Genomic DNA, 20,395 nt, shown 5'->3' on the forward strand with positions numbered 1-20,395 from the left:
CCATGTATGTTTTCATTACTCCCACACTCCAATCAGTAACAGCATGACAATCAGCACCCAGAGGAGCGTACTCATCTGCTATCCTCTTATAAAGTTGTCTGTGATGTATTCCCGCTTTTCTTTTAAGTATCGATGTTTAGGCTTGCCGCCCTGTGAGCTGTCGCATTCATATCCGGTGATATAACCATCTGGATGAGTCTCTTCTACAAATACCAGGAGAAGCGGATTGACTTTGTTTTGCCAACGACCTTTCAATCCCGACATTTACAGTTCTCCTTCCATTCCTCCCACAGATCGAGTCCCTGCTTTTCCGGACAGTCTGGATCGCTCTTGTTTCCGCATTGCTTGCAGGTGCGTATGATCTTGTGAGCGATTAGTTTTAATTTAAAGCTTCCGTGTCTGCAGTTTGGGCATTGCCCCGGTCGAAGAGCTTCTTCCGAGGATTGCTCCTGCTTCCATTCATCCATTTCCGTCCATTTGTATTTCTTAGCCATGGTATAGATTTTCTATCTCTTGGCTGGTTGCCTCTCGGATGTATGGACTATGCTTGTTGATGTGATCTCCGTTTTCTAAGACAAGATAGTTCGACCGCTCCTCACTCACTTTGGCTACCTTTGGTTTTGCATTGATCATTCCAGCTGGCATGATGTAAATGAGTTTATCCAATAGCAACGAACCTCCCTTTTTCATCTCTTGGCCGATTTACTTTTTGGAGCGGAAACGATACCGCTTGTTCTGGAGTCATCCCGCTGTAATAAATTCGATATCGGTATGCAGCAACAGTTATTCCGTTTTCCTTTGCTTCTCTTTGCAAGTGCTCAGGTATAGGTTTTTGACGTTTGCACAACTCCGGGAAGTATCTTTTCTTGAAGCGGGTGAGAGAAGCACGTCCCATCCCCATTTCTTCTGCGATTGCTTCATGGCTTAAATATTGGTTGTATAGACGGAGGAACTTTTCTTTCTTTTTTTTGATCTTTTCTGGCAGGTGACGTTCGATACTGGCATAATCATTCACCCTTACGTGAAGCGTCAGTCCATTTTCCTTTTTCCAGACCATCAACTTTGATACAGAACAATTACACAAGGTTGCTACCATATCGTCTGAATAACCCCGTTTCTTGTATACAAAGTATTTCTCTGGTGTAAAGTCAGCCAGAATAGGTTTTTCAACTTCCCACCGATAGATCCGGTGCTTACCAATCATTCCATGTTCTAATTTCCAGTTGTACAAAGCACCTTTGCTGCAGTCGAGCTTCTTCCGTATTTTATCGTCGGAGAGCTTTTGCTTTTTATACTCCACATACTCTTCGACAGTGAAATCAGCTAATTTTAATTTTCTACCTCTCCCCATCCGCTTCTGCTCCTTTCGTATAAGGGTCGAACTCCGCGGCAATAAACAACACAAAAACGCTTTTATGGTCGATTCTCCTCTTCCGCATAACTGAAAATGGATATGTTAATACTTAGGGGGAGGCTGTTAGCCCGGGTAATCACTCCACCCTGTACGTTGGCAACAGTCCTCCTTCTTTAAATTAAATAAAAAGAGGAATCATATGATGAACTTAATCATGAATAACATCGAGATTTTCGTTTTCTTAATACCTGGAGTCCTTATGTTTATAATGGGATGGATACTTTATAAAGTTTTTTCATTTCCTACTAAAGAAACAAAAAAGAAATAAACTTTAGAATATCGCAAAACCATTATTACTTACTAGCTTTCTACTGTTAATCAGGCCTTCGGAAGACTGCCCTGTACTTAACCATGAGATCCACACTCTTAAAGGTGGAGCGGCTGTATCTCGGTATGCTGTCATCATCATAGTGATAGCGCTTTGTTGTGGTATGGACTTTATGAAATGGTTCTACTTCGATGTAACCAGCCGCTTTCCGTTCCTTGCACCTTCTCCAGACGTCTTCCCCATCCATCCCGCAAATGACTACATTATGGTTTCTTCTATACGGATGCTTACTCTTCATCGACAATCAGCTCATCGATATGCTTGAAATTAAAAAATAAATGGTCCACGCGGATACAATTCGGATACATTTCAACTAAGGAGCCAGTATAAGTGAGTCCAATGTTAGTTTTCACCGTCACCCAGTCACCAATCTTCAAATCATCTGATAATTCATACTTGTACTCCTTTTTAGATCGCCTGGGCAACCTCCCCGACCTCTTCGGTAAGAATAGCAAGCCAGTATGGATATGGATGTCTCTGCACTCCCCATTTCTTATCTTGGCGCCTCCGCTCCTTGTTTAAATCTTCAATGGCAGCTGTTTTCAAAGGCAGTTTCATTCGGTCACCTCCACTTTTTTGAACCGCTTCACGTTATGTTCTGGATGTACATCCGTAAATTCGCTGTATGGCCGTACCCAGGTGATTTCATCTTTGAATGATTTATAAATGACCATTACTTCTTTGCTTTCGCTATCGAGCGCAAGCCCCATAACTTGATAGGTGTTGCCTTTGAAATGCTTGTAAAATTCGCCGCGCTTTACGATGATTCTCCCCTCCATTCTCGAATGTCTTCTATCGTCGCCCGCTGCACTTTAAAAGGTTCACCTTCAACGAAAATTATGTCTGTCGTATCATCATCCAGGTCTTTCAATGCATTGATGAAATTTCTTTCTGGAGAGGATCCGCTTACCAAATGGAATGACCGTGGTGAGCGTTCTTTATTTTCAAGGTACCCTTTTTCTTTCAATCTGGTTATGTGCCGATGAGCGGTTGATGCAGAAGATACGCCTAAATGGTTTGCTACTTCCCGGACTGTTGGAGAATGTCCTGTTGCTTTGATGCTTGCTTCAATAAAGTCCAGTGCCCTTTTCTGTTGCTGTGTCAATTCCTTCATGCTTGCCCCGCCTTCCGTTCTTCCGCTTCCATGAAATCTTCAAATTTCCGGGTATCCGGTTCATCTATCAAGCCATGCTTCCAGCAATCGTATTTGTCGTAGTGATAATATGGCCCGAAGCGGCGGATTGCTTCTTGCCGCAATTCCTCAGCCGCTTCAGGAGTATCATGGATAAAGTCATGACAGCTTTGACATAATGGCGCCCCGTTCCTTGGATTGTTTCTGCCTATGTGTGAACGATAAAGACGATGGTGATAGGATGTATCTGGATGCATGCAGATGACACAATCAGGACCGTATATGCGGTCGATCTCCCGCTTCTGTTTATCAGTGAATTCTGAGCGCCTTGCCCTGGATGGAATCTTCATCCGCTTCAGCTGCTGTTTTTTGCTGTAAGGATTCATTCTTCCATCAGCAACTTGGTATAACCGGAAAGCTTTTTATGCCGTTCAATCTCGAGAGCCAATTTTTTGGATAGGTTATGTTCGGTTTTCATGTAAGCATCAATGACTTTGTTCTTCTGCTCGATTCGGCGCATGGCATCATCCAGTTCCTGTTTGGTTCGTTCATGAGAGTTATGAGCAGTTTCCAGTTGTTGCTCAACAAGAGCATAGGATTGCTTGCTGGTTGCCTGACTTAAATCATTCTGTAAGCGGATGATTTCTTCTTTCATCCGTTCATTCGTCCCTTGAAGTTTTTCATAATCCCGTTCAATTCCCTGAAGACGAATCATTTCCTCTTGAGAGTTTTTATATTTTTTAAGAGCATCAGCTGCTTGATCTTCCAGTTTTTGAATTGTCTTCTGAGACTCTTCATACTTGGTCTGCAATTCGCCGTATTTCTTTTCCGTTGTTACAGCCGCTTCTTTTTCCTGTGGCTCATTGTCCTTTTCAGATTCTTCTTTAACAGCTTGTTTTTCCCGGACATCTTCTTTGATCTGGTCATCAAACTTTGCAGCATAAGCAGTGTCGCGTTGTTTCTTGGTGGTATGTTTCTTTGCAATCTTTTTCATTTCATCGAGCGACTTGCCAGTGAATCCCCATTTCGATTTCTTTTGACTTAACACTGGAGCATGTATACCCATTTCTTCAGCTATCCTTGCGTCTGTCCAACCCTTTTCCTTGTACTCGATATAGGTCATTGGATTAACTTTCATTCGTTTTCTCCTCTCCTCTTCGGGCATTTGATAGGTGGTTACTGTGTTATCAAATGTTGTTGCTTTACTACCGAATCGCACTTCATCCATATGCCGATTTGGTATAGTGCTCGCCATTCACTCACCTCAGATCATTAGTATTTGTTCAACATCGCTCGCGTTTCCACTGGACCTGGTACGACTGGGCCCCGGAATTCATTAGCAATCCGCTCCTCGCTATGACGCTCCAGCCAATCATTGAATTTATTGAACCGCTCCTCTTCCGTTTCCTGAGGAGTAAACATGACTACACTGCTCATTCCTTCGACTGCTTTCATGACCTGCCTCCTAAAGTTTCCTTAGCAATAATTGTTCATAGCTTTCTCCGCAGATTTCCTTCAGATATCCCGATGCCATTTCGACCATCCGACGGTATATCGCACCGCCAACCTGTTGCTCCATCTCTTCCAGACTGGCATTCGTTGTGAAGTTGATCGGCAGCATGTTTTCATATCGGTAATTGACAATTCGATAAAGCACATCCAGGACAAAATCAGTCGGCTTTTCTTTCCCTAAGTCATCCAAAGAGAGATGATCACATGTTTTCATCATTTCAATCAGTTCACTTGCTCTGGTGGTCGTTACCCATTTGCCGTTTTCATCTTTTTCGAATGATTCTTTTAGTTGGCCGAAGAACTCTGATGTATTGACGAATACCGCTTGCACGCCTTTCCTGTTGAGCTCGTTTGTTATTGCTCCTAACAGGTGAGTCTTTCCGGTGCCGTAACTTCCCAACAAACCGAAGGAGCGGCCGTCTTCTTTCATAGTTTCAAAGCTTTCCGCATAATCGATTGCTGTTTGATAAGCTGATCTCTGAGACTCGACAAGCTGCATAACTTGATCGTAATCTTCGGCCGGAAAATCTTTCGGGTCCAGGAAGGTATAGTTGTCAAATATTCGTTGTTTGAAGCGGCGGGATAACCCTGATTGTTTATCAACCTTTTGGATCCGCTTCTTTTCCGCTTTCCGCTTCGAGCACCAACATTGCCAATGTACTTTCGTCGCCCAGTTTCCCGCCTGACTAGGATGTACCTGACCGCTGAAGAAATCACCTTCCAGAATGTCTTCCTCTTCTGAATTTTTAAAACGACGCATCGGAATCCACACCTGGTCTTCACATACTTCACAGTCGAAGCTGGTGTCTGGGTCACGTTCCTCTGGATGCTCGTTTAAATATTCCGCTCTACTTTTCAAATCATCCGCTTTCTTGACCAGCCGCTCCTTCACTACGTTCGGATCTTCATCCGAGAAGATGTTTTCTTCCGGAGGAGTAGTCTTTATCCCTCGAATTATCGCTTCGATGCCTTTCTGGAATCCGTCCACCTGGTTTGCCTCCTTTTGCTTCACGAACAACCTCCAGCTTCAGGCGGTCCCATTGCTTGCGAAGCTTGTCCGGACTAAGTATGTTTGTATGCCAGAATTCATTGCTTTGAGCCCAATCAATCATCCGGATTACTTTTTCAGGATTACGCTGATCAATCTCTACCAGTTTTCTAAAATCATCTGCCCACTTCTGATAATTAGGTTCTTTATGCTCTGGATTGTTTTTAAGGATCCTTTCATAAAGCCTTTCAGCCATTTTGTAATAAATTGAAGACGGGGCGTATTCCTTCGAGCCGGTTTTGCGAGAAGAATCGCGACTTTCTTTATATTCTTTTTCTTTTTCTTTTTCTTTTTCTTTTTGCCCCCTTGTCGTGTCCGTGTCGTGGGACGTATGGTTTGACGAATCGTTACACGAGTCGTTATCCGCTTCGTAACGCGTTTCGTCGTACGAATCGAATAAGGGTTTAATGCTGTCATTTGATACATGTTCAGCGATATATAGAATCAATGTCTGGTCCTTGACTTCTTTCAATTCCTTGGTAATACAATCAATGACTGGCTTGCCGCCTCTATTAAGATTGTATTTGCCCCAGTTTTTAATGGCGATCTCCCTGGTCTCGGGATTGTAACGAATAACTTTGTGATAATTAATGAACCGATCGAATAGACTATTTACTGACTCCATCGAGTAGCCAAGCTCGAAAGCCACCCGCTTCTTTGTAATCTGGTAAATGCCAATCTGGGTGGTGCTTGGATTTGTAAGCAAGTACAGATAAAAAAGCTTATCCTCCGGTGTCATTTCTTCGGTAACATTGGCATCTTCCCAAAAGTCAGTGTAGACGTGTCTGAACTTTGCCACTGTATTACCCCCTATGAGTTGTGGTATAATTCCTGTAGATGTATAGAAGAGGGCTGATGCTGCTACATCAACCCGCTTCTTGTTGCAAAAGCCTATCAAGGTAATCAACGCCTTTAGGTGTAACATAGGTTTGAGGCTTATTGATGACCTGACCGCCCATTTGAATGGGCTTTTCTTTTACTACAAAGTATCCTCGGTCAATATACGTCTGGTAAGGCGTGTTGTTGGACATGAGGATCTTTTTTTGTTTCAAAAACTTGAACAATTTATTTCGTCCAGTGCCTAATGATTTGGCTGCTATACTCATAGTTTGATAGTTTTCACCGCTTATGAATCGATCATGCGCCTCCACTTTCGGACGATTCCGCTCCGCCTCTTCCTGAAGATCAGCTGCTAAACGTAATGCTTCAGAGAATGATTGAGGCACCTGCGGGTTATAACTGCCGTTTTTTCTTATCGATGGCAATACCTCATGTGTTACCCACCGCTTAAATTGCTTGGCTTCCTTTTTGCGACTCCTAAAAATCAAAGAATACAAACCGGATTCATTAACTAGGTTCATTTCTTTGTCGCCAAACTGGGTCGGTATTACCGAGGTAGCTTTCTCATCAGCATCCAACCTGACTACTGCATCATGACTATTCTTAATATCCAATACAGTGCAAACGTCGGCAGCAATAAACCAAACAACGTCATCAATGATTACGGTTCGAACTTGCTGCTCACCATAATTGAAAACTTTTTGTAGTTCGTTCATTAGGCGCCTCCTTTTAAAAGGGCGATGTGGTCCGCCCTCTCCCCTTTATGCAATGATGTACACACTTTCCGCTTCGATTTGTGGCGCCAATGCATGAGAAAGGTACTCTTTTACATTCCTCATCGCTTCTATCTTCCAGGCTCCTCCATCCGCTTCAAACAATGCGCATTCTGGACTATTTGCCCCTGACCTCATCCGGAAGACAAAATCACTTTCTGGCTGATCCACTTCAACGAATGTACGTCGTGGAGCCAAGTTGACCGGATTTGGAACTTTTACGCTCCCAACAGATGCAATGCCAGTCTTAGCGGTAACTGCTTGCGAAGTACCGTCATCTCCTACGGTGCGAACGTTCTCTTCTTTGATGTTGCCGACGATTTTTAACATGATGTCCCGATCTTCATTTTTCACAAAGCAGGACTGCAATTTGATATTAAATTCCTCAGTATCATGAAACCGATCAAAGGAAAACTTAGGAATCATCGCTTCCGCTTGAATGTGGTGCTCTCGCTCTTCGTTGCTGTTGGTTTGAGAGAAGACCTTAACGGAAGTAGGGCTTTCCACATGAATCATTGCAGGTTCAGTTCCATCAAATTCTGATTGTAAGTATTCAACCAGTCCTGACAAACTTCGAACATAAATGCTTTCTGGTGTAGGCTGTTTCAACAATTGAAGCGGCTGGGTGGAATACTCCTGTTTGTTAACGGTGAGAGTTTTTGCCTCCCCGAGCTCGGTTAAATACTTAATTGCTTCTTTTAGCATGATTGCTTGCACAACCTTTCCTTGTTATTTGGATTTTCTTAAGTCATAAATCATATCGCCAGTATCTGTTTTCACACCTTCTTCATCAAAATAGGTCTGGTCCTTGATACGCGACTTTAATTCCTGTCCGACTACCTTTCCATCGTTATCTTGACCGATGACAATGCTGGTCGGTACGCCGACAGCTGGAGCAAGGGTGCTTTTTACTTCAATCACTGTGTCTGCGATGTCCCGGTTATCATTTGGCTTAAACGTGATGTTCATTGTTACTTTCCGTTTGGCGCCAGGGTCTGTATTTTGATCAGCAATGTTATCCAAAATACGTTCCATTTCAGCGTTGAATCTTTCTTGCAAACCGCCATTCGCTAATTTACTCAAATTGATTTCATAATTATTTTCCATTGGTTTCACCACCTTCCTGATGCCTTGCGCATCATCACAGGCAGAAAGTGACATAAGGGAAAGGGGGAGTGAATGAAACAACTTTCTGCCCATGATGACAGGCAAAGCCTGCCAGTATCACCTCCCCACGCTTGTCTGACTAACGTACATGTGGTAGAGTAAATTTATCCAAAGTTTTGTGCTACTTAAGAGTTAGGAGCTCTGAGTAGCTTTTTTTATTTGCTAACATATGAAATGATTTCATCGAAAGCTTGCCGTTGTTCAGCATTAGCTGCATTCTTACTCAACCATTCCAATTTGTTTCTAACGTTCTCTCTTTCTTCACTTGGTTGATAATTTGCCAAAATGACTTTGTCGCCTTCCACATAAACCTCCAATGGATCCTTCTCTTTGATTTCCATCATGCGGCGCAATTCGATTGGAAGCACAACGCGACCTAACTCATCCACTTTTCTTACGATACCTGTTGATTTCATTTACATTTGCTCCTTTGATTAATAAAAATAAGGAACAGTCATCAATACTGCATAGCTCCATAACAGGATCAGCACTCCAACTCCATAGAAAATACGGTCAATTGTTTTATTACTCATTAGCAAAACTCCTTGCAGGAAATTCCTCCCTTTTGTCGAATGGTGTATGTTGGAAAGGAGGTGACATCCATGAGTGAAGCTAGGATAACCTTCAGCAACAATGAAACAATCATAATTAGAGAAGGTGACATTTTTATTCCGGTACAATCAATTGAATTAGATAATGAAACGTCTTCATCAATGGGCAAACATTGTGAAATATGGTCGCATACTCACGATGGCTTAATTCCTTCTATTACTGAACTCCTTTACAAAGGGCAATTCTTTTTTAATATTGAAGATAAAAATACAATCTACAGCACCACGTCGATTGTCAAAGTTGAAAACTTATAGTGAGAAAAGGCGGTTTATTTTAGGGATAAGCCGTCTTTTTCCTTTTCAAATTCAAACTCAACTTCGCGAATGATATCAGTGATGACATAGTTATTACTCCACTTCATTTCTCTTTTGATTTTTAACAGAAAAATATTTGCCTCCTCATAGGTTTTACATTCGGTTCTAACAATCTCAATTAGTTCCTTCTCTAACTCAGCAACCATTCGTTGTGCCTTTTCGAGGAATACTTTCTGTGTATCATTCATCCCCTTCCCCCCTTTCAGTATTTAATTGCAAGGGTTGCATACAGAAAAAACAGACTTAATAAAAACAAGGAACCGTATACCATTTTGGCTTTATGTTCTGTCATGTGCTCCTCGCTCCAGACGCTGTCATATAGATTGTTATCACATCCTGGTATTTCTGATTAAATCTGTCCCGGTTTAGCATGGGAATGTCAAAAGCTGATTCCATATCAGACATGAAGTTGGCCAATCTGATATTCCGGATATATTCGTTACGCAGTTTAAGGATGTTCACCAACCGTCTGGCAAAGGTTGTGATTTCCTTATCTTTATTCATAGTCAGATCCCTCCCTTTTGTTCTTCCAGCCAGGTGAGCAAGAACTGTTTCATCTTCTCAGCCGGAAAATAATACTTACCGCCAAGCTTTACTTTCGGACACCGTTCATCGTAAAAGAAGTGTTCTTTAATAGTGTTCCAGCTCATGCATGTACGTTTTTTTAATTCAGCTGTATCCCAATAGACCAGATCTGCATCGAATTTCTTTACTAACTCCTCGACCTGTTGTTGAATCATTTCCTTGGCTGCATGTTCATTGATTTGAACTTGGAGCATAGAATTCACCCCCCTTAAATAGAATTTAATTCTAGTAATTAACCAAAAAAAATATAGTTGGTAGGAAAATTGTAAACCTCTTCTATTTTTTTCTGTTGAATAGGGGTTACATTACCAGGGCTTCTTTCCCATTTAACTAATGTACCATGGGATATACTAAGTTTCTTAGATGCTTCTGCAATTGTAAGCCCTGCATTTACCCTAGCCGCTTTTAATGTAATCTGTGGAATTTCTTGCTGAAACGTCATTATTCGACCTCCTTTCTGTTTAACATAATACTAGAATTTAATTCTATTGTAAATAGTTAACAAGCAATAAATTCTAGTTTTTTTTATAAAATAATTGCAAACATAGAATAAAATGCTACAATTGAAGTAATATTATAATAAGGAAAATTGAGTTATAGGAGGAAGCAAGGATGACTGATAATGATATGAGAGAAATTATATCTAACAACTTAAAGAGGATCTTAGAAGAATATAACATTACACAAAATAAGTTAAGTAAAATAGCTGGTGTTTCTGAATCAACTGTTGGAAAATGGATTTTAAAAAAATCAGCACCACGTATGGGTGCCATTCAAAGAATTGCTGATCATTTCGATTTGCCGAAAAGCTACATACTTGAAGAAAAGAAAGAAATATTTAATATCCATCCTTTAAGAGGAGAATCAATAAGAATACCTATCCTTGGCACCATCGCATGTGGTGATCCAATTCTTGCTGAAGAGAATATAGAGGGGTACCGCTACCTTCCAGTAGATCAAGTGCCATCAGGCGAGTTATTCAGCCTCACAACCAAAGGAAAATCAATGGAGCCGACCATACCGGAGGGCTCTGAGGTATTGATCAGACAGCAAAGTGATGTGGAAAGTGGAGAAATTGCAGCTGTATTGGTGAATGGTGATTTAGAAGCAACCTTAAAAAGAGTAAAGAAACAAAAAGATAGAATCGTACTAATGCCGGATAACAACGAATTCGATCCTATTTTTGTCGATGAAGAACATCCAGCTCGCATTTTGGGAAAAGCGGTAAGCTATACACATGACTTATAAAAGGAGATGAGTTACATATGGCAACGTTCAGAAAACGAGGGGATAAATGGGAATACAGGGTCGCTTATAAAGACCCTTTCACACAAAAGCATAAATTGAAATCCAAAAGTGGGTTTAAATCAAAAAAAGAAGCACAACTGGCCGCTGCAGTTATGGAAAAAGAGCTAGCCGAGGGATTTGAACGTATAGCTCCTAGTCTCAAAGAGTACTTACATACATGGCTGCATGAATACAAGCAAGGAACTATACGAAAAAACACATTTGATTTGCACCAGGCTAACATTAAGAATCATATCCTCCCCTATTTTAAAAACATTAATATACAAGAACTAAAGCCGATTATGTACCAGAAGTTCATCAACCATCTTTTTGAAAAAGATTATAGTCGCCGGACCATTGAAATAATCCATACTACTATGTTTAATGCTATGAAAAAAGCCAGAACATTGAATATCATACAAACCAACCCTTGTGAAGGTGTAACCATCAAAGGAGAACGTAAGGAAAGAACGATTCAGTTTATAGAAAGTGAAGACATTCCTGTTTTTCTTCGAGAAGCATATCAATATGGATATATCTACTGGTTGTTTTTTAAATTGCTTATTGAGACTGGAATACGGAAAGGGGAAGCAGCTGCTCTTCAGTGGAGTGATATCGACTTAAAACAAAGAACAATTACAATTGGAAAGACACTTGATTTTAGAGCGAAGTCAAAAGAGGAAGTATTCGGAGATCCAAAAACATTCAATTCCAAGCGCAGCATAACGATTAGTCAGAACTTGGCCAAAGACCTACAGGATCACATGAAGATTCAAAACAAAAACAAGCTGGCTATTAATGATTTGTACCACCATAACCTTGATTTAGTGCTATGCAGGCAGGATGGCAACTTTATCCCTAAATCCAGCTTATTCAACGCCTTTTCTCGGATACTGAAAAAAGCAAATATTCCTTCGCTCCCAATCCACTCCCTCAGACATACACATGCTGTTTTACTTTTAGAATCTGGCGCTGATATGAAATACGTCCAGGAACGTCTTGGCCATGGGAGTATTCAAATCACATCGGACGTATATGCGCACATCAGTAAGAAAATTGAAAAGGATGCTATGGACAAATTCGAGACCTATACTAAAGTGTTGCTCGAATAATTTTTTAAAAATTTTTTGGTCAAATTTTGGTCATAGAGATTTAGATAATACAAAATTCTGTTTTGACCAAAAGATAAAAACCCCTCGATACTAGTAGTATCAAGGGGTTTGCTGGTTAATATACGGATAGATACTGTTCACGTTCCCAAGGGTGGACTTGTGTACGGAACATATCCCATTCGATTTCTTTTGCTTCTATAAAGTGCTCGAAACAATGTTCGCCAAGGGCGTTTACTAAGATTTCATCTTGCTTAAGAAGCTCAAGTGCGTCATATAGAGTCGCAGGAAGATCTTGCACTCCATTCTTTTCACGTTCTGTTTTGTTCATGACATAGATATTGCGATCGACTGGTTTTGGTGCTTCCATCTTATTCTCGACACCGTCTAACCCAGCTGCCAACAGTACAGCCATTGCCAAGTAAGGGTTGGCTGCAGGATCGACACTTCGCACTTCGATACGAGTACTTAGACCACGGGAAGTTGGAACACGAACTAACGGGCTCCGGTTTTGTCCTGACCACGCTACATAACAAGGAGCCTCATATCCAGGAACAAGACGCTTGTAGGAGTTTACAGTCGGGTTCGTAATAGCGGTGAAGTTTGTTGCGTGTTTGATAATGCCAGCAGTAAACTGGTAAGCAACTTCAGATAGCTCAAGCTCCCCTTCTGTATCATAAAATGCATTTGTTTTGCCTTTGAACAAGGACATGTTCGCGTGCATCCCGGAACCATTGACACCAAATAACGGTTTAGGCATAAACGTAGCATGCAATCCGTGCTTACGAGCGATTGTTTTAACAACTAATTTGAACGTTTGGATATCGTCACAGTGTTTGACTGCGTCCGAATATTTAAAGTCGATTTCGTGCTGTCCTGGCGCCACCTCATGGTGAGATGCTTCAATTTCAAAGCCCATTTCTTCTAGTTCCAGTACGATATCACGACGGCAGTTTTCACCTAAGTCAGTCGGTGCAAGGTCGAAATAACCACCTTTGTCATTCAACTCCATGGATGGTTCGCCGCGTTCATCAAGCTTGAATAGGAAGAATTCCGGCTCAGTACCAATATTGAAAGCGGAGAATCCAAGTTCTTCCATCTTTTGCAGGTTCTTTTTCAAAATATAACGTGGATCTCCTTCAAAAGGGGTCATATCCGGATTATAGATATCACAGATGAAACGTGCGACTTTCCCTTTTTCGGAAGTCCATGGGAAGACAACAAATGTCTCGAGGTCAGGAATTAAGTACATATCAGATTCTTCGATTCGTACGAAACCTTCGATTGAAGATCCATCAAACATCATTTCATTATCCAACGCTTTGTCAAGCTGACTCAAGGGGATTTCAACGTTTTTAATAGTTCCAAGCATGTCTGTGAATTGTAGACGAATGAATTTTACGTTTTCTTCTTCAATTTTTTTGTAAATTTCTTTTTTAGTTAATCCCATTTATAGTTTTCCTCCTATTTTTTAATGGAAGAATCGTGATAATTCTCCCTGTCTTAACGATGATTTACCGTGTCTTCCAGCTGTGAGTAATTCTTGCTGGAGCATACGGCGAAGCTCTTTCTCAGAAAGATCATTATGGATTTCTTCGACTTGCTCTTGATTCATCGGTTCATTTTCAGGTGCTTCCTGCATCGACAGAACCTGTTTGATTCCTGCGAGATTGATGCCTTTTTCAATCAATGCTTTTATTTCAAGCAGACGATCAACATCATTGAAGGAAAATAATCTGCGGTTTCCTTCTGATCTCGCCGGATGGACCAGATCGTGTTCTTCGTAATACCGAATCTGCCTGGCTGACAGGTCTGTCAAGGATTTGACTATACTAATCGGGAATAACGGCATCGAACGTCTAATTTCATCACTCATCGATCGCTACCTCCCTTTAATGTGATATCTTAATTATAACAATGAAACAACATGTGTCAAGAGATGTTAAGAAATCTTACATAAAAAATTAAAAAAACTGAAATGAACTTCTCCATCTCAGTTTTTACCCTATTTCGATTTGATGGAAACCTGCCTCAATGATTTCCCTGAGAGCAAGTTTCACGGCAATCTTCACATGTTCATACGTAAGCCCGCCTTGCACAAATGCCATGTAAGGTGGACGGATTGGGCCATCTGCGGTCAATTCCAAACTCGCCCCCTGGATGAAGGTGCCTGCCGCCATGATGACATCACTTTCATATCCAGGCATAGCACTTGGGTATGGGGTGACATGGGAATTGACTGGTGAGTATTTTTGAATAGCCTGGCAAAAAGCTACCATTTGCTCTGCTGTATCGAAAGAGACGGCTTGGATTAAGTCTGTACGTGCTGTATCAAAGGCAGGAGTTGTCGTAAACCCTGCATTCTCTAATAAATTAGCAGTGAATACAGCGCCTTTTAAGGCTTCTCCGACCATGTGAGGCGCCAAAAATATGCCCTGGTACATTTCCTGGAGACTGTTTAAACTGGCCCCGGCTTCTTTCCCAATACCTGGAGCTGTCAGGCGATAGCTGCATAATTCAATCAAATCTTTTCGTCCGGCTATGTATCCCCCGGTACGGACGATTCCTCCCCCAGGGTTTTTGATCAGTGACCCTGCAATCAAATCCGCCCCGACATGGGGTGGTTCTTCCGTTTCTACGAACTCTCCGTAACAATTATCTACAAATATGATTGCTTTTGGGTGAATAGATCGGATCTCCTGAATCATATTGGCTATGTCGGCGATCGAAAAAGATGGTCGGTCCGCGTATCCTTTCGAGCGTTGGATGGCGACCACCTTTGTCTCTTGGTGAATCGATGATTTTACCTGCTTCATATCTACTGCGCCAGCTGCCGTAAGCGGGATCGAGCGGTAGTTTATGCCGTAATCTTTCAAGGATCCTATATCTTTTCCGTCAGACCCACTGACTACCTGCTCAAGTGTGTCGTATGGCTTGCCGGTAATATATAATAATTCATCCCCGGGCCTCAACACCCCGAACAGCGCAGTTGTAATCGCATGGGTGCCGGAAATAATCTGCGGTCGCACTAATGCATCTTCTCCGCCGAATATTTCAGCATAAAGCTCCTCCAGTGTATCTCGTCCATAATCGTCATAGCCATACCCTGTCGTAGGATTGAAATGGCTGTCTGAAACCCTCAAACGGCGGAATGCCTCTAAAACCCGTTGTTGGTTTGTCTCTACAATCGTTTGAATAGAGGTGTGCAATGGACGGATTTTTTCTTCTGATTGGGCTGCGAGTTTTTCGATATTCATAGTAGTCGTTACTTCCTTTTTTATAATAATTGATGTTTCATTGGATGGTCCGGGTGGATGGCTCCGGCCAAGACATACCCTTCTCTATTTTCGTCAAAATGAAACGAGGATACGATACTTTCTCCTTTCAAACGCTGCAGTTGCTTTCCATCACCTGCTGGAATGAAAGTATGGTAGCTATCCCATTCTTTCATCAGTGTTTCTTCTATTTTATCTTGAATCCGTTTGATATCAATCGGATCATGAACACTTACCGTAATCGACGGGAAAGCATGCGGGATGAAATCGCTGGATAACAGATCTATCTTATTGTAAACGGTAAGCATCGGTAAGTGTTCTGCCTTCAATTCGCCTAACAGCTTCAACACCGTCTTTTCATGCTGCTCGTAATCCGGGTGAGAAGCGTCAACCATATGAAGAATGAAATCGGCTTCGGTAACCTCTTCTAAAGTCGATCGGAAAGCGGCGATCAGCGTTGTCGGCAAGTCCTGGATGAACCCCACAGTATCCGTCAACAGCACTTGCAAGCCCGAAGGCAACTGCAGCTGGCGGGTCAACGGATCCAGCGTAGCGAATAAAAGGTTTTCTTCAAAGGAGTCACTTTCTGTCGCCCGATTGAAAAACGTTGATTTTCCGGCATTCGTATAGCCGACTATCGCAACCTGGAAAGCTTTGTTTTCCTTCCGTCTTTTCCGGTACTGTTCCCGCTGCTTCACGACTGTAGACAGCCGCTTCTTGATATCATCTATCCGGCGTCTGATATGGCGGCGGTCACTCTCCAGCTTTGTTTCCCCGGGACCTCTTGTCCCTATTCCGCCCCCCAGACGGGACAATTCAGTCCCCTGTCCGGCAAGCCGCGGAAGCAGGTATTGAAGCTGTGCTAATTCCACTTGAAGCTTACCTTCTTTTGTCTTGGCGCGCTGAGCGAAAATGTCTAAAATCAGCTGGCTGCGGTCAATGACTCGCACTTCCAGTCTATCGGTGATATTTTTAAGCTGACCTGGGGAAAGCTCTTCATTGAAGATAACTAGATCGATTTCATTTTCAGCGGCGTATGCTTTGATTTCCTGCAGTTTTCCTTCTCCTAAGTAAGTAGCAGGATGGACGCGGTCCCGTTTTTGAATAAAGGTGTTTTTCACTACACCATCAGCTGTCTCGGTAAGTGATCGCAATTCTTCCAACGAGGAATGGAACCGCTTATCATCCTGCCTGGTTTCAGCTCGTGCTACCAGTATTACCTGTTCTTTTTCTGCCATTATTTCTACCTCTTTCCATGGACGGTATCTCCTACCATCATATCAAAAGATCATTAGCTTGGATAATGATTATCATCCCCAACCTTCTTCAAATATAATATCTTTCGCTTCCAGGGTCATCAATGCCTCTTTGTTATGCGAAGAGGAATGAATCATCCGAATCGCATGCTTACGTATGGCATCTTCGATGATATTGCGTACATAACGGCCATTTGAAAAGTTATAAGGGCTTCGCTGCAATAACTGTTGAAAATGATGTTTCAATTTCCATTGGGCTTCATTGGAAAGTTTATAATCTTTCATGGCAACCATATCGATAGCTATCTCCAATAATTCTCCGGGAGAATAATCTGGAAATTCAAGGGTGATCGGAAAACGTGATTTCAAGCCTGGGTTCAAGGAAAGGAAACGCGCCATTTCTTTAGGGTATCCTGCCAGAATAAGAATAAATTCATTATGGTGATCCTCCATACACTTCACTATTGTATCTACCGCTTCTTTTCCGAAATCTTTTTCCCCACCCCTGGCAAGCGAATAAGCCTCATCGATAAATAAGACGCCACCCAGTGATTTTTTGATTAAGTCTTTCGTCTTTTGAGCCGTGTGCCCGATATATTCACCTACCAAATCACTACGGTCAGCCTCAATAAAATGACCTTTCGATAACAGGTTCATATCATAATAAATACTCGCCAACGCACGAGCTACTGTTGTTTTACCGGTTCCAGGGTTGCCTTTGAACATCATATGGAGCACCTGGCTTTCTGTATTCAACCCGGCCTGTTTCCGTTTTTCTTTAATCAAAACTTGTGCATAGATCTCTTTTATTTTTTCCCTCAAGCGAGACATACCGATAAACGAATCCAAATGATCATCAATGATACGGAAGGGATCCGCTTTCGTTTTAGCAGCCGGATTTGCTGCTGCCTTTTCAGCCAACTGCTCCTTGCGATCCCGCAAGATGATATTGATTTGACCTTGTTGGTTAGTCATTGATTGGGAACTCATAGGATCACCCCTCATTCCTTAACACTATACGTAAAACCTTCTGTATGTGTGACAAACGCCCAGGAAGAAGGGGATATTTTTTCACTAAAAAACGGACGTCTGAGACGTCCGTTTTACTGCCTATTATTCTTTATCTAAAGAAACATTTTTAGCGGGCGCAAATGTTGAGATCGCATGCTTGAAAATAAGCTGCTGTTTTCCATCTGTCTCCAATAGAACCGTGAAATTATCGAACGCTTTGACAGTTCCCCTTAATTGAAAGCCGTTGAGTAGAAAGACGGTTACGTGAACGCGGTCTTTTCTTAGCTGATTTAAAAAGGTGTCTTGAATATTAACGGATTGAGCCATGAATCTTCCTCCTCTTTTCTATCTATAATACATGTAATTCTATGTCTGTTCGATCATTCCTGCTAAATCACCTAAAATTATTTGAAACTTTTCCAGATAATCCTCTTCAGAGATCGTGTACCAACGTATATCCATCTTATTTCGGAAGTAGGTATATTGACGCTTTGCGTAGCGCCTCGAGTTCCGTTTTAATAATTCGACCGCCCGTTCTAAATCATACTCTCCCCTCAAATAAGGGATGAATTCCTTATAGCCAATCGCCTTCATAGATTGAGCTTCCTCCAAGCCAGCCTCATACAAGGTATGCACTTCCTCGAGTAACCCTTCTTCCATCATCAAATCCACACGCCTGTTGATTCTATCGTATAAATGTTCACGATCCATTTCGAGACCGATAAGGATCGGCTGGTAAGGCGATTCCTCCGATTGGTTCTTTTGATATTCAGACATGGTCATCCCTGTGCTCTCATAGATTTCCAAGGCTCTTATCAGCCTTCTTTCGTTATTCGGGTGGATTTTTTCCGCCTGTTCCGGGTCGATTTCTGCCAGGCACTGATGCAGAGCTTTTTTTCCTTTCTCTTGCAGCTCTGCCTCCAAACGTTCCGTGGTTTCAACGCTTCGTTTCTGTTCTGAAAAGTTGAAAGCATACAGGACAGACTGTATGTAAAGCCCGGTCCCTCCAACGATAATCGGCAACTTACCTCGAGATAATATATCTTCGATGGCAGCAGTCACTTTTTCCTGGAACTCAGCAACAGAAAATGACTCCTCGGGATTTTTGATGTCAATCATATGGTGTGGGATGCCATTCGCTTCTTCCTGGGATACTTTTGCTGTGCCGATATCCATCCCGCGATAGATTTGCATGGAATCGCCACTGATCACTTCTCCATTAAAACGCTTTGCTATTTCTACACCTAATTTAGTTTTACCTACCGCTGTCGGTCCAACGACGGACACAACCGTGGGTTTCATAAGTTATCCACCTTTCATTCACACCAGAGATTATACAAACATTATACATAATGATGGTTAAATAGCCTAACCCTTGATATATTAACAATCCAGTTATCCACTAACGATTTTGGTTAATCCTAAACTAACGTATCCCGTTAGGTGTGTGTAATCGTTTTCTTTATCCACAGCTAACGGGATACGTTAATTCGATGATAACGGTTTACGTTATATCTTATAAACAAGTACCCTATCGCATGCTATCATGATAAAATATAGCGGTAGGAGGGGTAATTTATGGTAACGGCCGAACGTATTCGATTTCTTCGTATCCACCACAATTGGACACAAAAAAAACTTTCCGAAAAAGTCGGAGAGTCCTCACAAGTCATCTCGAACTGGGAGCGTGGTTATACGACACCGAGTCTGCAAAATATTCTCGATCTCGCCGACGCTCTGGATTGTACCACCGATTATCTCTTGGGGAGAAGTGATCAACCCTTTGACATCTTAAAAAAAATCAACGATGTGCTGGCGGATAAAGGGTTTGATGAAACTGATTTCTTCTATGTCTATGTATGGGAGGAATTGACACAGGAAGAGATTAAGCAGGTATTGAACTTTTTCCAGTTCATCAGACAATCAAAATAATACACACATAACCTGTACAATATTATGTAAATTAGGTGATTGCTGCTCCCCTGCTGCCTCTCCCTACTGTTGATGGGTCAACTTGTATTTGAATAGAACCGATTTAATCAATTGATAAACGATTTGGTGTTGTGCCAACAATTGCGCGCTTATCAGCCGCTCGTAACGAGTCAGCTCCTCCTCTACTACTTCCAGCTCTTCATCTTTCATGACACCGTCAAAACGAATTGTTTCGTCTTGTTGAAGCAGCAGTTCAGCTCCGATAAAGGTCTGCTTATTATCAATAAAATGATTATATGGAGCATTATCGTTTTTAAAATAGTCACTGATGTAAACGACTAATAGTTGGAAAGCAACATCGTTAATAGCATGCAATGCCGGATTGTCATCCGCTTCTCGTTTTGCTATATGGTAAGATTGTTTGATTAGATTCTCCAGGCCTATCCTCCACTCATCCAAATCTTCCACTTCTCTTCCTATTGAAGCATATGTCTTATCATTCCCCTGATAATAGGCATTGGCGGCTTCGAACAGCTTTGTGATGTCTTTTCGTCTATTCTTTTCATCATATAAGTCTTCTGTCTGCCAGGATTGGGTTCTATCACTTTCTATTTTCAGCTTTAATACCATTTTCATCCCCCTAACTTCTTTTATTTTGGCTCCTTTAAACGTTATTATTTTTATTGTTGATTTCCATAAGAAGCTTATTCAATTATAGGGCCGGATTATGGAAGACTCAGTTTCAAGGTAAAAGAGGTTCTTTACCAAAAAAGAGTAAGGGATGGCTGGGAAACAGTTCG

Annotated in this window: 34 protein-coding genes; 4 read left to right on the top strand and 30 right to left on the bottom strand. The window is 41.8% G+C overall.

The annotated features are described in order from the left end of the window. Positions 1-78: 78 nt before the first annotated feature. The 18 genes from BLV00_RS18815 to BLV00_RS18890 all read right to left on the bottom strand — a co-directional run bounded on the left by BLV00_RS18815 (position 79) and on the right by BLV00_RS18890 (position 8,630). Positions 79-264 (bottom strand): hypothetical protein, encoded by a 186-nt coding sequence (locus BLV00_RS18815; protein WP_093046481.1) that lies wholly within the window; start codon positions 262-264, stop codon positions 79-81. Further along, positions 252-494 carry a DUF8096 family protein gene (locus tag BLV00_RS22795; protein ID WP_093046482.1) on the bottom strand — a complete coding sequence of 81 codons (243 nt, stop codon included), beginning with the start codon at positions 492-494 and terminating at the stop codon, positions 252-254. The genes BLV00_RS18815 and BLV00_RS22795 overlap by 13 nt, the downstream gene beginning before the upstream one ends. After that, positions 487-666 (bottom strand): hypothetical protein, encoded by a 180-nt coding sequence (locus tag BLV00_RS18825; protein ID WP_093046483.1) that lies wholly within the window; start codon positions 664-666, stop codon positions 487-489. Before BLV00_RS18825 ends, BLV00_RS22795 begins: the two co-directional genes overlap by 8 nt. Beyond that, the gene (locus tag BLV00_RS18830) at positions 659-1,351 is read right to left on the bottom strand and encodes a hypothetical protein (RefSeq protein ID WP_093046484.1); all 693 of its coding nucleotides are present in this window, start codon (positions 1,349-1,351) and stop codon (positions 659-661) included. The genes BLV00_RS18825 and BLV00_RS18830 overlap by 8 nt, the downstream gene beginning before the upstream one ends. A 377-nt stretch (positions 1,352-1,728) precedes the next feature. Further along, on the bottom strand, positions 1,729-1,980 hold the full coding sequence (locus tag BLV00_RS21770; RefSeq protein ID WP_143030750.1) for a hypothetical protein: 252 nt from the start codon (positions 1,978-1,980) through the stop codon (positions 1,729-1,731). Beyond that, positions 1,970-2,167: a hypothetical protein gene (locus BLV00_RS18835; RefSeq protein WP_093046485.1), complete on the bottom strand. Its 198-nt coding sequence runs from the start codon at positions 2,165-2,167 to the stop codon at positions 1,970-1,972. The genes BLV00_RS21770 and BLV00_RS18835 overlap by 11 nt, the downstream gene beginning before the upstream one ends. Continuing rightward, entirely contained in the window at positions 2,151-2,300 is a 150-nt protein-coding gene (locus BLV00_RS22125; RefSeq protein WP_176791728.1) for a nucleoside triphosphate pyrophosphohydrolase family protein, read from the bottom strand. The genes BLV00_RS18835 and BLV00_RS22125 overlap by 17 nt, the downstream gene beginning before the upstream one ends. Next, the gene (locus tag BLV00_RS18840) at positions 2,297-2,521 is read right to left on the bottom strand and encodes a DUF1653 domain-containing protein (protein ID WP_093046486.1); all 225 of its coding nucleotides are present in this window, start codon (positions 2,519-2,521) and stop codon (positions 2,297-2,299) included. The genes BLV00_RS22125 and BLV00_RS18840 overlap by 4 nt, the downstream gene beginning before the upstream one ends. Next, positions 2,500-2,856, bottom strand: coding sequence for a LexA family protein (locus BLV00_RS18845; RefSeq protein WP_093046487.1), 357 nt, complete (start codon positions 2,854-2,856; stop codon positions 2,500-2,502). The genes BLV00_RS18840 and BLV00_RS18845 overlap by 22 nt, the downstream gene beginning before the upstream one ends. Continuing rightward, entirely contained in the window at positions 2,853-3,260 is a 408-nt protein-coding gene (locus tag BLV00_RS18850; RefSeq protein WP_093046488.1) for an HNH endonuclease family protein, read from the bottom strand. The genes BLV00_RS18845 and BLV00_RS18850 overlap by 4 nt, the downstream gene beginning before the upstream one ends. Beyond that, positions 3,257-4,102, bottom strand: a complete 846-nt coding sequence (locus BLV00_RS18855; protein ID WP_143030751.1) for a hypothetical protein — start codon at positions 4,100-4,102, stop codon at positions 3,257-3,259. Before BLV00_RS18855 ends, BLV00_RS18850 begins: the two co-directional genes overlap by 4 nt. Positions 4,103-4,146: 44 nt before the next feature. Continuing rightward, entirely contained in the window at positions 4,147-4,329 is a 183-nt protein-coding gene (locus BLV00_RS18860; protein ID WP_093046490.1) for a hypothetical protein, read from the bottom strand. A gap of 10 nt (positions 4,330-4,339) precedes the next feature. Next, the gene (locus tag BLV00_RS18865) at positions 4,340-5,374 is read right to left on the bottom strand and encodes an ATP-binding protein (RefSeq protein ID WP_093046491.1); all 1,035 of its coding nucleotides are present in this window, start codon (positions 5,372-5,374) and stop codon (positions 4,340-4,342) included. Continuing rightward, positions 5,292-6,233: a hypothetical protein gene (locus BLV00_RS18870; RefSeq protein ID WP_093046492.1), complete on the bottom strand. Its 942-nt coding sequence runs from the start codon at positions 6,231-6,233 to the stop codon at positions 5,292-5,294. Before BLV00_RS18870 ends, BLV00_RS18865 begins: the two co-directional genes overlap by 83 nt. Positions 6,234-6,300: 67 nt before the next feature. Continuing rightward, on the bottom strand, positions 6,301-6,990 hold the full coding sequence (locus tag BLV00_RS18875; RefSeq protein ID WP_093046493.1) for a phage antirepressor: 690 nt from the start codon (positions 6,988-6,990) through the stop codon (positions 6,301-6,303). A gap of 45 nt (positions 6,991-7,035) precedes the next feature. Further along, positions 7,036-7,752, bottom strand: a complete 717-nt coding sequence (locus BLV00_RS18880; RefSeq protein ID WP_093046518.1) for a hypothetical protein — start codon at positions 7,750-7,752, stop codon at positions 7,036-7,038. A 24-nt stretch (positions 7,753-7,776) separates the two neighbouring features. Beyond that, entirely contained in the window at positions 7,777-8,154 is a 378-nt protein-coding gene (locus BLV00_RS18885) for a hypothetical protein (protein WP_093046494.1), read from the bottom strand. Positions 8,155-8,369: 215 nt separating this feature from the next. Continuing rightward, positions 8,370-8,630: an AbrB/MazE/SpoVT family DNA-binding domain-containing protein gene (locus BLV00_RS18890; RefSeq protein WP_093046495.1), complete on the bottom strand. Its 261-nt coding sequence runs from the start codon at positions 8,628-8,630 to the stop codon at positions 8,370-8,372. 186 nt (positions 8,631-8,816) lie between these two features. Here BLV00_RS18890 and BLV00_RS18895 point away from each other — a divergent pair, with 186 nt between their 5' ends. Next, on the top strand, positions 8,817-9,080 hold the full coding sequence (locus BLV00_RS18895) for a hypothetical protein (RefSeq protein WP_093046496.1): 264 nt from the start codon (positions 8,817-8,819) through the stop codon (positions 9,078-9,080). Positions 9,081-9,094: 14 nt separating this feature from the next. On the opposite strand, the gene BLV00_RS18900 is transcribed toward BLV00_RS18895, so the two are convergent. The 4 genes from BLV00_RS18900 to BLV00_RS18915 form a co-directional block, all read right to left on the bottom strand. Continuing rightward, positions 9,095-9,328, bottom strand: coding sequence for a hypothetical protein (locus tag BLV00_RS18900; RefSeq protein WP_093046497.1), 234 nt, complete (start codon positions 9,326-9,328; stop codon positions 9,095-9,097). 100 nt (positions 9,329-9,428) lie between these two features. Continuing rightward, positions 9,429-9,644, bottom strand: a complete 216-nt coding sequence (locus BLV00_RS18905; RefSeq protein WP_093046498.1) for a hypothetical protein — start codon at positions 9,642-9,644, stop codon at positions 9,429-9,431. Positions 9,645-9,646: 2 nt separating this feature from the next. Continuing rightward, positions 9,647-9,919, bottom strand: a complete 273-nt coding sequence (locus BLV00_RS18910; RefSeq protein WP_093046499.1) for a group-specific protein — start codon at positions 9,917-9,919, stop codon at positions 9,647-9,649. 38 nt (positions 9,920-9,957) lie between these two features. Continuing rightward, positions 9,958-10,167 carry a helix-turn-helix transcriptional regulator gene (locus tag BLV00_RS18915; RefSeq protein ID WP_176791731.1) on the bottom strand — a complete coding sequence of 70 codons (210 nt, stop codon included), beginning with the start codon at positions 10,165-10,167 and terminating at the stop codon, positions 9,958-9,960. 170 nt (positions 10,168-10,337) lie between these two features. Here BLV00_RS18915 and BLV00_RS18920 point away from each other — a divergent pair, with 170 nt between their 5' ends. Together BLV00_RS18920 and BLV00_RS18925 are read left to right on the top strand one after the other, a co-directional pair. Beyond that, positions 10,338-10,973 carry a LexA family protein gene (locus tag BLV00_RS18920; RefSeq protein WP_093046500.1) on the top strand — a complete coding sequence of 212 codons (636 nt, stop codon included), beginning with the start codon at positions 10,338-10,340 and terminating at the stop codon, positions 10,971-10,973. Between the two features lie 17 nt (positions 10,974-10,990). After that, positions 10,991-12,124 (top strand): tyrosine-type recombinase/integrase, encoded by a 1,134-nt coding sequence (locus tag BLV00_RS18925; protein ID WP_093046501.1) that lies wholly within the window; start codon positions 10,991-10,993, stop codon positions 12,122-12,124. A gap of 115 nt (positions 12,125-12,239) precedes the next feature. Here BLV00_RS18925 and glnA read toward each other — a convergent pair whose 3' ends face one another. From glnA to miaA, 7 genes are all read right to left on the bottom strand, one after another. Then, positions 12,240-13,571 (bottom strand): type I glutamate--ammonia ligase, encoded by a 1,332-nt coding sequence (gene glnA / locus BLV00_RS18930; RefSeq protein ID WP_093046502.1) that lies wholly within the window; start codon positions 13,569-13,571, stop codon positions 12,240-12,242. Positions 13,572-13,592: 21 nt separating this feature from the next. Continuing rightward, entirely contained in the window at positions 13,593-13,997 is a 405-nt protein-coding gene (locus BLV00_RS18935; RefSeq protein WP_028782872.1) for a MerR family transcriptional regulator, read from the bottom strand. Between the two features lie 124 nt (positions 13,998-14,121). Beyond that, positions 14,122-15,378 carry a methionine gamma-lyase family protein gene (locus BLV00_RS18940; protein ID WP_093046503.1) on the bottom strand — a complete coding sequence of 419 codons (1,257 nt, stop codon included), beginning with the start codon at positions 15,376-15,378 and terminating at the stop codon, positions 14,122-14,124. A gap of 20 nt (positions 15,379-15,398) precedes the next feature. Continuing rightward, positions 15,399-16,634 (bottom strand): GTPase HflX, encoded by a 1,236-nt coding sequence (gene hflX / locus BLV00_RS18945; protein ID WP_093046504.1) that lies wholly within the window; start codon positions 16,632-16,634, stop codon positions 15,399-15,401. Between the two features lie 72 nt (positions 16,635-16,706). After that, on the bottom strand, positions 16,707-17,642 hold the full coding sequence (locus BLV00_RS18950; protein WP_093046505.1) for an AAA family ATPase: 936 nt from the start codon (positions 17,640-17,642) through the stop codon (positions 16,707-16,709). Positions 17,643-17,765: 123 nt separating this feature from the next. Next, a complete protein-coding gene (hfq, locus tag BLV00_RS18955; protein ID WP_093046506.1) occupies positions 17,766-17,990 on the bottom strand; it encodes an RNA chaperone Hfq in 225 nt (74 codons plus the stop codon). Positions 17,991-18,029: 39 nt separating this feature from the next. Continuing rightward, positions 18,030-18,965, bottom strand: a complete 936-nt coding sequence (miaA, locus tag BLV00_RS18960) for a tRNA (adenosine(37)-N6)-dimethylallyltransferase MiaA (protein WP_093046507.1) — start codon at positions 18,963-18,965, stop codon at positions 18,030-18,032. 276 nt (positions 18,966-19,241) lie between these two features. Here miaA and BLV00_RS18965 point away from each other — a divergent pair, with 276 nt between their 5' ends. Beyond that, positions 19,242-19,595: a helix-turn-helix domain-containing protein gene (locus BLV00_RS18965; RefSeq protein WP_093046508.1), complete on the top strand. Its 354-nt coding sequence runs from the start codon at positions 19,242-19,244 to the stop codon at positions 19,593-19,595. A gap of 63 nt (positions 19,596-19,658) precedes the next feature. On the opposite strand, the gene BLV00_RS18970 is transcribed toward BLV00_RS18965, so the two are convergent. Next, entirely contained in the window at positions 19,659-20,225 is a 567-nt protein-coding gene (locus tag BLV00_RS18970; protein WP_093046509.1) for a hypothetical protein, read from the bottom strand. Between the last annotated feature and the right edge of the window lie 170 nt (positions 20,226-20,395).

Source organism: Thalassobacillus cyri (assembly GCF_900107755.1).
In the GTDB taxonomy this organism is placed as follows: Bacteria; Bacillota; Bacilli; order Bacillales; family Halobacillaceae; genus Thalassobacillus; species Thalassobacillus cyri.